Consider the following 13,680-nt stretch of genomic DNA (forward strand, 5'->3'; position numbering starts at 1 on the left):
ATAAACCTTTATATAATCGCCCGCTTATTTTATTGAGCCTTTTGATATCTAAATTAAATAGATATGTGAAATTTATCTCATTGCTGTTATTACTTGTGGTGCACACATGGTTGGAATGTATTTTCAAATCAACGACTGGATTTTGAGCGTTGATGAAAATAAGTTGTATCGCCAAGATAGGGAAGTTGCGGTCGAACCGAGATTAATAAACCTTTTATATTTTCTTGCAAGAAATTCAGGGGAAGTGTTTTGTCGTGAAGAGTTGATAGAGCACGTTTGGAATGGAGCGATTGTGACCGACCAAGTGGTGACTCAATCAATCTTTGAGCTGCGAAAACTACTACGTGATGGGCGTGAGGAGAACATTAATTATCTCACCACCGTGCCGAAACGCGGCTATAAATTAATGGCGAATGTGTCTGAAATTACGTCAGAACAATTTGTACAGCAACGCGTTGGCGTTGTCGCATCAAATGAACCAGTAAAAGATTCGTTTGTTTCCGAAACGTCACACAGTGAAACCTCAGAAATTATCAATGAAGTCTCTTTTCCCGCCGCTCCGCTTACGCGTGCATTGAGTTACCGCAGTAAAGCCAATTCAAGGCTGAATAAAACGGGTCAGGTGTCGCGTTGGAAATCGATTACTTTAGACATTATGTGGGTGAGTGTATTGATCGTCGCTTTTGCACTATTCACTTATCATCAGTCAGCAACCAAGATTACTCAAGCAATGGATACACATTTGATTGAGTTTCGGTTGCAAAACAGTTTTTCCAAACAGGCATCGAATGATGAGTTGGCTGATGGTGTCGTGCAGAAGTTGATGGCGGATATTATTCAAGTCAGTGATTACCGAGTTCATTTAAGTCAAACTCCCTTTTCGTCAGGTATTGTGCCGGGTAAATCAGTGACGGTTGAGGTGAAAGAACAAGCCAACAAAGCTTATTTAGATGTGGAGTATCGTAGCAATGCATCAAATACGATTTTATTCAGTCGTCAGTATTCACTCGCCACTTCGCAGTTGCACCGAGTTATGGAGCAAGCCTCATTTGATTTGATGCAAGCGTTAGATGTGCCCAACGCTGAGCAGAAAGCAAGCCAACTAATGCAAGGTTTACCTTCGGATCATCAAGCGCTCACGTTATTGATTCATGCCAATCATTATCTGAATTTGTCTAAGCCTCAAGACTTCAAGCATGCTATCGCCTTGCTTGAACGTGTATTGAAGATAGAGCCGCATAATGCTTATGTTCAAGCTGAGCTGTTAATTGCGTATTATGTACAGTTAGCACTCGATCCTGCGTTAATGTCTGTTAATGAACAGATTAACGTGGTCAGCCAGACCTTGAGTAATGAACTTGAACAAACGCAGCACACTTTACCAGCCCGAGTTTATGAAGCGTTAGCGCTGCATGAGATGGTTAGCGATAACCCAGACAAAGCACAGGTCTACTTGCAACTGTCATTAGAGAAGCGTTCATCGGTGTTGTCGTACGTGTTGCTGGGTAAGTTGTCTGAATTGAAAGGGGATAGGGAACGTGCGAGTGATGCTTACAGTGAAGCGTTTTATATGAATACCTCTATGGAAACCTACATGTTATGTGAAAACTTAGCATTTTATAGCAATTTAAAATCGATCGATTACGCGCTTTACCGTTCGGTGCACCCTTCTGTAGTGCCAGTGATTTAACTTCCTTGCCTTGCCTTCTAAGTCCGGATGAATGGTTGCGTCCCATCCGGATTCACTCCTTTCCTCTTGCTTGATATCCTCTTTCTACTTGAAGCTGCAGTGGTGTTGGCTACACGTTTGTTCACCCTAATCACATTGCGTGTCTATGCTCATGGGGATTCACTCACTTGCCGCCTACCCGCAGCTCCACGTGTTTTTAGTATAAGTTTATATTGCCGTTGATATGGTTCGTCTTGCTGGTTGAGTTTTTTATAACCTTTACAATTTTGATTCTCTATTTTCTATCACTATGAAAAATAACGACTTTTATATTACTCATTATCAAGGTTTTCTAAAAAACCTACCGATTTACTCATTGTTTTATTGATAACGATATCCTTATTTTTTTTATGAGTTTTAAGCGTAATCTGCTGCCAAATTCAGTGGGGTGTCGTTCATTGTGTATACCGACAAAGTTATGCGTGATGACAGCCAACTTATGATTTGAGCTTGTTGGCTTATTGAAAAATATTGGGAGACGTTATGTCATCGAATGCAAAAAAAATCGGTTTGATTGCCTGTACAGGAGTCGTTGCCGGCAACATGATGGGAAGTGGTATTGCACTATTACCTTCTTCATTGGCTGCTGTTGGATCAGTATCAATCTTTAGTTGGATTATCTGTTTAGTTGGTGCATTAAGTTTAGCGTTTGTATTTGCCCGTTTAGCAACAAAGAATCCTCAAGAAGGCGGCCCAATCGCTTACGCTGGTGAAGTATCACCTGTATTTGGTTTTCAAACGGGTGTTCTTTACTACCATGCAAACTGGATTGGTAACCTAGCAATCGCGATTACTGGTGTTTCATATCTCTCAGTTTTTTTCCCTGCTTTAAATAATCCTATCCCTGCCGCTGCAGCGACGATTGCATCGGTGTGGCTATTTACCTTAGTTAACTTACTCGGTGGTAGCTGGGTCAGCCGTCTTTGTACTCTAGGTCTGGGTCTAATTCTTATTCCTGTCGTTGGTACTGCTGTTGTTGGTTGGGGGCATTTTGATCCCGCGCTATATAACCAAAACTGGAATGTATCTTCAGGCACAAATAGCCATGCTGTGATTAGTGCAGTGCTTATCTGTCTATGGTCATTTGTTGGCGTTGAATCAGCAGCCGTATCATCTGGTATGGTCAAAAATCCAAAACGCACTGTTCCCTTAGCTACGATGTTAGGTACTGCTATTGCTGGCGTTATTTATATCCTATCAACTCAAGTCATTAGCGGTATGTTTCCTGCTGCAGAAGTCGCGGCATCCGGCGCTCCGTTTGCTCTAGCAACAACAGAAATCTTTGGTAGCTGGTCAGCACCATTCGTTGCAGCATTCACTGCATTAGCTTGCTTCACATCACTTGGCTCTTGGATGATGTTGGTTGGTGAGGCAGGTAAACGTGCGGCTCATGATGGTAACTTCCCTAAAATTTACGGTGAGACTGATAAAAACGGTGTAGCGAAAAAAGGTTTGATACTCGCTTCGCTAAAAATGACGACGTTAATGATTGTATTGACTGCCTTCAGCTCTCAATCAGCACATACTGCGGACTTATTTAATCAGTTAACGACTGATGCCGTGTTACTCACAATGCTGCCTTACTTCTATTCAAGTATTAACTTAATTCGATTCGAAGGTATGACAACACGCAACGGTTTTATCATGTTTTTCTCTGGAATTGCCTGTGTATTTTGCATGATTGCTCTCGCTGGCGCAGAAGGCTCAACACTGACTGCTACCTTCATCGTTTCACTTATTATTTTGATGTTCTACACCAAGAAAGTGGGTTTGGCTCAGTACATCGAACAACACAAAAATGACACACCTGTGTCTGCCGCGTAATTCCTCAAGCTAGCGTGTTATTCACGGCACGTTAGCCCTTAATTTTAAATTTGGCGCTCGTCTTACTCACCATCTCAATTGATGGAGAGCGCCCTTTTTCGCCTTGGAGATGTCCTGATGAATATTTTTGCTATCTTGAACCATATGGGTGTGTTCTTTAAAGAAGAGCCTGTTCGCCAACTTCACACTGCATTAGAAAAAGCGGGTTACGAAGTGGTTTACCCTGTCGATGATAAAGATTTGATCAAACTTATCGAAATGAACCCACGTATTTGTGGTGTGTTATTTGACTGGGATAAATACTCGCTAGAGTTGTGTGAACGCATTAGTAACGTTAATGAAAAATTGCCAGTACATGCATTTGCTAATGACCAATCAACACTTGATATCTCACTGACTGATCTACGTTTGAATGTCAGCTTCTTTGAATATGCTTTAGGTATGGCAGACGATATTGCGATAAAAATTAACCAAGCAACACAGCAATACAAAGATGCGATCATGCCTCCGTTCACCAAAGCATTGTTTAAGTATGTCGAAGAGGGTAAATACACCTTCTGTACCCCAGGCCACATGGGCGGTACGGCTTTCCAAAAAAGCCCTGCTGGTAGCATCTTCTATGATTTTTATGGCCCCAATACCTTCAAAGCTGATGTCTCGATCTCGATGCCTGAACTGGGTTCACTGCTCGATCATTCTGGTCCTCATAAAGAAGCGGAAGAGTACATTGCACGCACATTTAATGCCGACAGTTCTTACATCGTAACCAACGGTACTTCTACATCGAACAAAATCGTGGGCATGTATTCTGCGCCAGCGGGTAGCACTGTGTTAGTGGACCGTAACTGCCATAAATCATTAACTCATTTAATGATGATGACCGACGTAACGCCAATCTACTTCCGCCCAACTCGTAACGCATATGGCATCCTTGGCGGTATTCCACAAAGTGAATTCAGCCGTGACGTGATTGCAGAGAAAGTAGCGAAAACACCAGGTGCAACTGCTCCATCTTACGCTGTCGTGACTAACTCGACTTACGATGGTCTGCTGTACAACACGCAATTCATCAAAGAATCGTTAGATTGTAAACACATCCACTTCGATAGTGCTTGGGTGCCTTACACTAACTTCAATCCAATTTACGACGGTAAATGTGGTATGAGTGGTGAAGCGATGCCTGGTAAAGTGTTTTACGAGACACAATCCACACACAAACTGCTGGCAGCGTTCTCACAAGCTTCAATGATTCACGTGAAAGGTGATTTCGATAAAGAATCTTTCAACGAAGCATTCATGATGCACACTTCAACTTCACCTCAGTACGGCATTGTTGCTTCTACCGAAACTGCGGCAGCAATGATGCGCGGCAATACTGGTAAGAAGTTAATGCAAGATTCTATCGATCGCGCAATCCGCTTCCGTAAAGAGATCAAACGTCTAGAAGCTGAAAGCGACAGCTGGTTCTTCGATGTATGGCAACCAGAAAATATCGATACGACTGAATGTTGGAAACTGGACCCTAGCGATACATGGCACGGCTTCAAGAATATGGATGACAACCACATGTATCTTGATCCAATCAAAATTACGCTATTAACTCCCGGTATGAGTAAAGATGGTCAGCTTGAGCAATCAGGAATTCCGGCTTCATTAGTGGCTAAATTCTTGGATGAGCACGGCATCGTGGTCGAAAAAACAGGCCCATACAACCTGCTGTTCTTATTCTCGATCGGTATTGATAAATCGAAAGCGATGCAGTTGCTGCGTGGTTTAACAGAGTTTAAACGTGGCTACGATTTGAACCTGACCATTCGTACAATGTTGCCTTCGCTTTATAAAGAAGATCCAAGTTTTTACGAGGGCATGCGTATCCAACAATTGGCGCAAGGTATTCATGACCTGACTAAGAAATATGCATTGCCAGAATTGATGTACAAAGCATTTGATGTATTGCCTGAGATGAAAGTGACGCCACACGCGGCATGGCAACAAGAGCTTCGTGGTCAAACGGAAGAAGTGCTGTTGAATGAAATGGTTAATCGTGTCAGTGCTAATATGATCTTGCCTTACCCTCCAGGTGTTCCATTAGTGCTACCTGGTGAAATGGTCACAGAAAGTTCTCGTCCAGTATTAGAGTTTTTAGAAATGCTGTGTGAAATCGGTGCTCATTATCCTGGCTTTGAAACGGATATTCACGGTTTGTATCGTCAGGCCGATGGTAGTTACACAGTGAAAGTGCTGAAAGATTAATAAAATAGAAAATTAATTCGAGCGTGCCCCCATTCACCAACGTACGTCGAGCAGAGAGAGCCTTTTGGCTCTCTCTTTTTTTATTCTATTATGGTTGAAGTTTGCACATAACTGGTTGAATTTCTAAAAAATTGAACATAACAGAGTACATTTGTTACGTAAATGCGACTAAAGGAGGAATAAAACATCAGCTTATTTATCGTTTCATTTTTAAATATCAGTACAGAAAAGTGTTTAAAACGAAAAAACCGAGCACTGAGGCTCGGCTTTGAAAGCGATGGTATTTAACGGTTAGATTAGTTCATGCCGTATTTTTTTAGCTTCTTACGCAGAGTACCGCGGTTGATACCCATCATGGTTGCTGCGCGAGTTTGATTACCGCGAGTGTATTGCATGATGGTGTCTAATAGTGGCTGTTCAACTTCAGCGAGAACTAATTCGTATAGTTCTGTTACTTCTTGGCCGTTTAACTGAGCAAGATAGTTTTTAAGAGATGCTTTAACTGAATCACGTAATGGTTTTTGCGTGATTTGATCTTGTGAAGTTACGGTTGTTACTGTGAAAGCTTCTGAAGTCAGATTTTGTTCGAACATATGCGGTCTAGCTCTTCTCTTAATTATGATGCAACGTTATCAAAATAACCTTCTAACGCGTCTATTTGCAGCGGCGCTGCGTCAATAGCGTTAAAGGTACGGCGAAACTCACTCGCTTGTTGATGCTCTTTTAGGTACCAACCCACGTGCTTACGTGCAATACGGGGGCCTAAATACTCGCCATAGAAACTATGTAGAGCGTGAACATGGCCAAGCATAATGTCTTTCACTTCCGCAGCCGGAAGTTCAGGCATTGTGGTGCCGTTTTCCAAATAGTGTTGGATTTCTTGAAAAATCCACGGACGACCTTGGGCAGGGCGTCCAATCATTAAAGCGTCGGCACCAGTGTAATCTAGTACGTACTTCGCCTTCTCTGGGCTATCGATATCACCGTTAGCGATAACCGGAATGGAGATGGCTTGTTTCACCGCTTTAATGCTGTCGTATTCGGCCTCGCCTTTGTACATACATGCTTTGGTTCTCCCATGCAGGGCCAAGGCTTGTATGCCGCAGTCTTCGGCTAATTTAGCGATGTGGACACAGTTTTTATTGTCTGTGTCCCAGCCAGTGCGGGTCTTTAATGTCACTGGGACATCGACTGCATTCACTACCGCTTTCAGGATCTGTTCTATCGTGTCCGGAAATTGTAGCAATGCAGAACCTGCTAGCTTCTTATTCACTTTTTTTGCTGGACAACCCATGTTGATATCGATGATCTGAGCACCGTTTTCAACACTGAACTGGGCGGCATCTGCCATCAACTGTGGGTCGGCTCCGGCAATTTGTACAGAGCGAATGCCCGATTCGCCTTCATGTACCATGCGTTGTTTCGACTTTGACGTTTTCCATAGAGCAGGATTTGAGGACATCATTTCACTGACGGCCATTCCCGCTCCATAGCGAAGGCACAACTCTCGAAACGGTCTGTCGGTCACTCCCGCCATGGGAGCAACGATAAGTTTGTTCTTAAGTTGATAGTTTCCGATTTTCAAAACGTCATCACAGTTCTGTACCAGCAAGGGCGCGCATTTTACGCATTTTTTTACTGCGTGAAAAGACTAATATTTGAGCATTTACTATTTGTTTTAGTAATTTGTATAAAATACAGTCAATTAGCGCGCAAAGTCTTATCTAGCCTTGCTTGCGACCAGAGATTCGACACCATTCACTTTGCTCAATGATTGGATCGATGTGAAGTTCATCACGGTAATGGTTGGCAACATCTTCAGCTTGAGTATCTAACACGCCAGACATCGCTAGCACACCGTTTGGCTTCACTAGGCTCTTGATGATGGCGTTTAGTTCACGCAATGGACCTGCCAGAATGTTAGCGACAACCACATCGGCAATCAGCCCTTCAGGTTGATCTTGGGGTAAGTAAACTTCGAGTTGGTCAGCCACGCCATTACGTTGTGCGTTGTCTTTGGACGCCAGCAGTGCTTGTGGGTCGATATCAATACCGACAACTTTTGCTGCGCCTAATTTGATGGCGGCAATCGCCAAAATACCAGAGCCACAACCAAAATCGATCACGGTTTTACCTGATAGGTCTAAGCTTTCTAGCCACTCTAAGCAGAGCGCTGTTGTTGGGTGAGTACCTGTGCCAAAGGCAAGGCCTGGGTCAAGCATTACGTTTACTGCATCTGGTTCTGGAATGTCGCGCCAGCTTGGGCAGATCCATAAGCGTTGACCAAATTTCATTGGGTGGAAGTTATCCATCCATTCACGTTCCCAGTCTTTGTCTTCGAGTTGTTCAACTTTGTAGGCAAAGTCTTTGCTGAGTAGCTGGCTTGCCTGAATTTGTTCAAGTACCCACGCGGTATCGGCTTCGGCATCATACAATGCCAGAATGTCGGTATCGCCCCACAGGCGTGTTTCACCCGGTAGTGGTTCGAATACTGGAGTATCTTGTGCATCAAGGAAAGTAACTGATAATGCTCCAGTTTCTTCCATCAGCATATCGCCAATTTGTTCCGCATTGGCGTTAGTTGCGTTCAGTTTAATTTGAATCCAAGGCATGTCAGTTGCTCTTTCATATCGTCAATTGGCGCAGAGTTTAGCAGAAAGTTACTCGGCTGCCGAAAACAAAAATGCTCACCGAAGTGAGCATTTGGAATTTCGCTATACGAGATTAGTGTTGCAGACCAAGCTTCTTCTCTAGGTAGTGGATATTCGCACCACCGTGTTGGAAGTTTTCGTCTTGCATGATCGACTGCTGAAGCGTGATATTGGTTTTGATACCATCAACAATCATTTCATTGAGAGCATTCTTCATGCGCGCAATCGCTACGTCACGGTTTTCACCGTAAGTGATCAGCTTACCAATCATTGAATCGTAATGCGGTGGTACGGTGTAGCCCGCATAAATGTGTGATTCCCAACGAACACCCATGCCGCCTGGCGCGTGGAAGTGTTCAATTTTACCCGGTGAAGGTAGGAAGCGCACTGGATCTTCAGCGTTGATACGACACTCGATAGCATGGCCACGAATCTTAATATCATCTTGGGTGAATGACAGTGGTTGGCCTGCGGCAACACGAAGCTGCTCTTTGATAAGGTCAACGCCAGTTACCATTTCTGTTACTGGGTGCTCTACCTGAATACGAGTATTCATTTCAATGAAGTAGAACTCACCGTTTTCGTACAAGAATTCAAAAGTACCAGCACCACGGTAGCCGATTTCGATACAAGCACGAGTACAACGTTCACCGATGTATTTGCGCATCTCTTCAGTGATACCTGGAGCTGGAGCTTCTTCCACCACTTTTTGGTGACGACGCTGCATTGAGCAGTCACGTTCACCTAGATGGATTGCACCGCCTTGGCCATCAGCAATGATTTGTACTTCAACGTGACGTGGGTTTTCAAGGAATTTTTCCATGTAAACCACATCGTTGTTAAAAGCCGCTTTTGCTTCAGCGCGAGTCATAGCAATAGCTTGAATCAATTCACCTTCAGAGCGAACCACACGCATACCACGACCGCCGCCGCCGCCCGATGCTTTGATGATTACAGGGAAACCAATGCGTTTAGCGTGCGCTTTGTTTTTCGCGTCGTCGTCGTCAAGAGGGCCGTCAGAGCCAGGTACACAAGGTACGCCAGCTTTCTTCATTGACGTGATAGCTGACACTTTGTCACCCATCATGCGAATGGTTTCAGCTTTAGGACCAACGAAGATAAAGCCACTGCGCTCTACCTGTTCTGCAAAGTCTGCATTTTCAGATAGGAAGCCGTAACCTGGGTGGATAGCCACTGCACCTGTTACTTCAGCCGCGCTGATGATACGAGGAATGTTCAAGTAGCTATCGATACCACGAGCTGGGCCGATACAAATAGTTTCGTCGGCAAGCAGTACGTGCTTAAGATCGCGGTCAGCAGTTGAGTGAACCGCTACCGTTTTGATGCCAAGCTCTTTACATGCTCGCAGAATACGCAGTGCAATTTCACCACGGTTTGCGATTACTAATTTATCTAACATAATGAGTGTTCTCTATTATTCGATAATGACTAGAGCTTGGTCGAATTCTACTGGTTGACCGTCTTCAACTAGGATAGCCGTGACAACACCAGATTTATCAGCTTCAATTTGGTTCATCATTTTCATTGCTTCAACGATACATAGCGTTTCGCCAGCAGTGACAGATTGACCAACTTTAACGAATGGTTTTGCATCAGGGCTTGGAGCGCCGTAGAAAGTACCAACCATTGGAGAAAGAACTTGGTGACCAGTTGGAGCGGCAGGAGCCGCAGCTTCCGTTGCTACAGAAGCCGCCGCAGGAGCGGCTGCAGGCGCAGCGGCTGGTGCAGGAGCGGCTGCATACTGTACTGGTGCCATTTGCGCTGGAGCTGTATTACGGCTGATGCGTACTGATTCTTCACCTTCAGAGATTTCTAATTCAGAAATGCCAGATTCTTCTACCAGTTCGATAAGCTTCTTGATTTTACGAATATCCATCTTTTCTTTCTCTTTATCTTGTGAATAAGACAGCCTCAGTGGGCTGCAGAGTGTTTGTTTACTTTGCCTGCAATGCTTTAATAGCTGCAGACAAAGCGAATTCATAGCCTTGAGCACCTAAACCACAAATCACCCCTTGTGCTTTATCGGACAAGTATGAGTGGTGGCGAAACGCTTCACGTGCATGAACGTTAGATAAGTGCACTTCAATAAATGGGATGGCAACGCCCAATAACGCATCTCGCAGTGCGACACTGGTATGCGTAAATGCGGCAGGGTTAATGATGATGAAGTCGACCTTGCCATAAGCATTATGGATCGCTTCAATCAATTCATATTCGCGGTTCGATTGAAGATGTTCTAATTCAATGTCTGCTTTTTGCGCTTGTTCGCGTAATGTCTCGACAATTTGCGTTAAGGTGTTTGACCCATAGTGCGCAGGTTCACGTAGCCCTAATAGGTTAAGGTTTGGACCATTTAAGACTAGAATGCGAGATTTTGCAGCCATTGTGTAGACATCTCCCCGTTTTGTGGAACGAATATTAATATTCCCATATAATCTTAATGTCAGAGTTAATTTTTCGCAAAAAATTCCCTGTATTTAAGAAATTGCTCCAGATTATAGCTAATTCAGCGCAAATGGCAGCAATTTACTGGTCTTATCAGATTGTTTGCCCATTTAATTTTGTAACCAAGTTAACAGAATAAGAATTAACCATTTAATCACTGTGGGCATGATTTTAGCAATTTCGCATAAAGTCTATCTCTAATGCATCGATGGAAAAAGGGGAATAGAGAAGGTAAGTGTTCACCAAGCCCTATTGACATAAGCAATGTGATCTCGAGCTCTTGATCATACTTTAGGTGTTGAGCGTTCAATCTGGGGCTTCATCATGGTGGTATGTCCAGAACCAAAAAAAGCGGACAACCCAAACTTCCCCCGATGGTTGCCCGCATAACTTCAATAGTATTCTCTAGTTTTTATGATTGTCGCAATATAGTATCTGGCACAATGACTTTCACTTTCTCAACTACATTATCACGGTCGAAAATGCTTTGACTCAGTGTTTTGGTTAACGCCAGGGTGTTGAACGTTTGAATTGAAGCGTCGCTCAATTGGCACATTATGCTTGCCGTGTCGCCTTTTTCGTAGATGAACGGCACTTGGCAGTAGGTAAACGCTAACTGGCTAGCTTCAACGCGGTAGCTGCATGCCTCGCCATTAACATTGAGACAGTCAAACTGTGCATCGTGGCGAAGAAACTCGTTTGGATTGAGTAGCGTTGGGTTTATGCTAATCGCGCCATCTTTCACCTCAATGCCGAGTTCGACAAAGCGTGTGAGAACCTCTTCTTTTACCTTCTAAAACAGAATCACCTAACCTTCGTTAAAGAGGTATGGCCTTCCCTCGTTTTTAGATAGTGGATATTACAACTCTATCTTGGCACATTACGATGCCGACTAGGGTGGGAAGACCATCAGATAGGGTTATTTAGCCTTTAACTGCACCAGAGGTTAATCCTGCAATTAATTGGCGTGAGCTGATTGCAAACAAAATCATCAATGGCAGAACCGCTATTGCAATACCGGTAAACATTGCACCGTAAGGAATAAGCGCCGTACTGCCCTGCAGTGAACGAAGCGCTAATGGAAGCGTGAACATCTCCATATCGTTCATAACAACAAGCGGGCCCATAAAGTTGTTCCACTGGCCGATAAACGTCACCAAACCTAATGTTCCTAATGCTGGTGTAATTAGGGGAAAAATTATTCTGAAGAAAATCGAGAATTCACCACATCCATCCATACGAGCTGCTTCAATTAACTCTCTAGGAATTGCAGAGCTGATGTATTGACGCATTAGGAAGATACCCATCGCACCAACTGCCATTGGAATATAAAGCGCTTTTGGTGTATTCATCCAGCCTAACCAAGACATAATCAATGCGGTAGGAATCATACTTAAGAACGCTGGCAGCATCATGGTCGCCATCACAAACACGAATAAACGGTTCTTATGTTTAAACTCAAACATTGCGAACGCATAACCCGCCAATGAACAAAATAATAGGTTCAAAATCGTCGTAATCAGTGCGATGTAAAACGACCAACTTAGGTTTTTCCAAAAGTGCGGAAGATAACCGATTAGCGCGTTAAGGTTAACGCTCAATTGATCACCAAACCACATTGGTGGCGGTACAGAAAGAATCGCTTGGTTGTCGTGAGTAGCAAAGATGAAGATAAAGTAAAATGGTATCAGCATCATCAACGCGCCCATGATGACTAAACCATACGCGACAAGCTCACTAAGTGTAAATTTGATTTTCATTATTAACTCTCGCTCTTTTTATCAGCAAAGATTTTGTTATTACCCCATGTGAGGACCGCAATAATTAGGAATAAGAACCAAGATATTGCTGACGCTGTACCAAAATCCCCCTCTTGGAATGCAGTAATATACATATGCATTGCGGCAGATTTTGCAGCTTGGTCAATACCACCGGTACCATCGGTAATAATGAACGGTTCTTCAAAGATCTGCAGGCTACCGATAATTGAAAGTGTTACAGCGAAGAACATCATTGGCTTAAGCATTGGCAGCGTAATGTAAAAGAACTGTTTAAGCTTGGTTGCACCATCAATTGTCGCTGCTTCATACAGATCTTTAGGAATCGTCTGCATCGCTGATAAGTATAAGATTGTGTTCCAACCAACATAGCGCCAGAAAACAACAAACGAAACCATCGTCTTGGTGTACTCAGGCTGGTTCCAATCAATATTTTCCGTTGGGAATAGAATTGCAAACGGTTGGAAATCACCAATACTGATAGTACCGATTGAAGTCAACATCATGTTGATCAAGCCATAGTCACGAGAGAATAGCGTAGTAAAGATCATCGCTACCGCTACCGTTGAGGTAATGTATGGCAAGAAATATAAGCCCATGATCGTGTTACGACCACGTTTAAAAGCTGTATGAATAAAGAACGCCAGAGGAATCGCCACTAAGTGCTGTGGAATACCCGAAGCTAGCGCCATCCAAAACGTGTTGTATAGTGAGGTATGGAACCAATCATCACCAAGAGTAAAGATATAGTTCTCTAGCCCTACCCACTCCATTGCACCAAACCCTGCTGCTGGCTCCCAGTAGTGGAAAGAGAGGAACAGAGAGAACAACATTGGGAATAAGCCAAAAATTGCAAATACGATAAAGAACGGACTGATGAATACATAAGGTATCCACTTATGGCTATTGGCCTTCAGCTTCTCTATCCGAGAGATTGGTTGTACTGGCTCTCGCTTAGTAATGATAGTGTCAGACATAA

The 13,680-nt window shown here is 43.6% G+C and carries 12 protein-coding genes; 3 read left to right on the top strand and 9 right to left on the bottom strand.

Features of this window, described 5'->3' with window-relative positions; all coding sequences use genetic code 11:
• The first annotated feature begins 106 nt into the window (after positions 1-106).
• The 3 genes from cadC to MCT08_RS02415 all read left to right on the top strand — a co-directional run bounded on the left by cadC (position 107) and on the right by MCT08_RS02415 (position 5,806).
• A complete protein-coding gene (cadC, locus tag MCT08_RS02405) occupies positions 107-1,690 on the top strand; it encodes a lysine decarboxylation/transport transcriptional activator CadC (protein WP_274677819.1) in 1,584 nt (527 codons plus the stop codon).
• 522 nt (positions 1,691-2,212) lie between these two features.
• Positions 2,213-3,553: a cadaverine/lysine antiporter gene (gene cadB, locus MCT08_RS02410; protein WP_053309656.1), complete on the top strand. Its 1,341-nt coding sequence runs from the start codon at positions 2,213-2,215 to the stop codon at positions 3,551-3,553.
• 117 nt (positions 3,554-3,670) lie between these two features.
• Positions 3,671-5,806 carry a lysine decarboxylase CadA gene (locus tag MCT08_RS02415; protein WP_053309655.1) on the top strand — a complete coding sequence of 712 codons (2,136 nt, stop codon included), beginning with the start codon at positions 3,671-3,673 and terminating at the stop codon, positions 5,804-5,806.
• Positions 5,807-6,102: 296 nt separating this feature from the next.
• Here the strand turns inward: MCT08_RS02415 and fis are convergent, their stop codons facing one another.
• The 9 genes from fis to MCT08_RS02460 form a co-directional block, all read right to left on the bottom strand.
• Positions 6,103-6,399, bottom strand: coding sequence for a DNA-binding transcriptional regulator Fis (gene fis, locus MCT08_RS02420; RefSeq protein ID WP_010320338.1), 297 nt, complete (start codon positions 6,397-6,399; stop codon positions 6,103-6,105).
• A gap of 23 nt (positions 6,400-6,422) precedes the next feature.
• The gene (gene dusB, locus MCT08_RS02425) at positions 6,423-7,391 is read right to left on the bottom strand and encodes a tRNA dihydrouridine synthase DusB (RefSeq protein ID WP_053309797.1); all 969 of its coding nucleotides are present in this window, start codon (positions 7,389-7,391) and stop codon (positions 6,423-6,425) included.
• A 139-nt stretch (positions 7,392-7,530) separates the two neighbouring features.
• Complete coding sequence (gene prmA / locus MCT08_RS02430; RefSeq protein WP_274675207.1) at positions 7,531-8,418, bottom strand: 50S ribosomal protein L11 methyltransferase; 888 nt, start codon at positions 8,416-8,418, stop codon at positions 7,531-7,533.
• Between the two features lie 112 nt (positions 8,419-8,530).
• Positions 8,531-9,877 (bottom strand): acetyl-CoA carboxylase biotin carboxylase subunit, encoded by a 1,347-nt coding sequence (accC, locus tag MCT08_RS02435; protein ID WP_274677820.1) that lies wholly within the window; start codon positions 9,875-9,877, stop codon positions 8,531-8,533.
• Positions 9,878-9,892: 15 nt separating this feature from the next.
• Positions 9,893-10,354: an acetyl-CoA carboxylase biotin carboxyl carrier protein gene (accB, locus tag MCT08_RS02440; protein ID WP_274677822.1), complete on the bottom strand. Its 462-nt coding sequence runs from the start codon at positions 10,352-10,354 to the stop codon at positions 9,893-9,895.
• Positions 10,355-10,412: 58 nt separating this feature from the next.
• The gene (gene aroQ, locus MCT08_RS02445) at positions 10,413-10,862 is read right to left on the bottom strand and encodes a type II 3-dehydroquinate dehydratase (protein WP_274677823.1); all 450 of its coding nucleotides are present in this window, start codon (positions 10,860-10,862) and stop codon (positions 10,413-10,415) included.
• A gap of 473 nt (positions 10,863-11,335) precedes the next feature.
• Complete coding sequence (locus tag MCT08_RS02450) at positions 11,336-11,668, bottom strand: hypothetical protein (protein WP_274677824.1); 333 nt, start codon at positions 11,666-11,668, stop codon at positions 11,336-11,338.
• A 178-nt stretch (positions 11,669-11,846) separates the two neighbouring features.
• Complete coding sequence (locus MCT08_RS02455; protein ID WP_274677825.1) at positions 11,847-12,683, bottom strand: carbohydrate ABC transporter permease; 837 nt, start codon at positions 12,681-12,683, stop codon at positions 11,847-11,849.
• A gap of 2 nt (positions 12,684-12,685) precedes the next feature.
• Positions 12,686-13,678 (bottom strand): carbohydrate ABC transporter permease, encoded by a 993-nt coding sequence (locus MCT08_RS02460; RefSeq protein ID WP_274677826.1) that lies wholly within the window; start codon positions 13,676-13,678, stop codon positions 12,686-12,688.
• Positions 13,679-13,680: the final 2 nt, after the last annotated feature.

This window comes from Vibrio aestuarianus (assembly GCF_028858425.1).
Lineage (GTDB): Bacteria > Pseudomonadota > Gammaproteobacteria > Enterobacterales > Vibrionaceae > Vibrio > Vibrio aestuarianus.

Bases quoted from the DNA above. Each gene is read 5' to 3' on its own strand.
- cadC (WP_274677819.1), top strand. From the start codon at position 107: ATGGTTGGAATGTATTTTCAAATCAACGACTGGATTTTGAGCGTTGAT.
- cadB (WP_053309656.1), top strand. From the start codon at position 2,213: ATGTCATCGAATGCAAAAAAAATCGGTTTGATTGCCTGTACAGGAGTC.
- MCT08_RS02415 (WP_053309655.1), top strand. From the start codon at position 3,671: ATGAATATTTTTGCTATCTTGAACCATATGGGTGTGTTCTTTAAAGAA.
- fis (WP_010320338.1), bottom strand. From the start codon at position 6,399: ATGTTCGAACAAAATCTGACTTCAGAAGCTTTCACAGTAACAACCGTA.
- prmA (WP_274675207.1), bottom strand. From the start codon at position 8,418: ATGCCTTGGATTCAAATTAAACTGAACGCAACTAACGCCAATGCGGAA.
- accC (WP_274677820.1), bottom strand. From the start codon at position 9,877: ATGTTAGATAAATTAGTAATCGCAAACCGTGGTGAAATTGCACTGCGT.
- accB (WP_274677822.1), bottom strand. From the start codon at position 10,354: ATGGATATTCGTAAAATCAAGAAGCTTATCGAACTGGTAGAAGAATCT.
- aroQ (WP_274677823.1), bottom strand. From the start codon at position 10,862: ATGGCTGCAAAATCTCGCATTCTAGTCTTAAATGGTCCAAACCTTAAC.
- MCT08_RS02455 (WP_274677825.1), bottom strand. From the start codon at position 12,683: ATGAAAATCAAATTTACACTTAGTGAGCTTGTCGCGTATGGTTTAGTC.
- MCT08_RS02460 (WP_274677826.1), bottom strand. From the start codon at position 13,678: ATGTCTGACACTATCATTACTAAGCGAGAGCCAGTACAACCAATCTCT.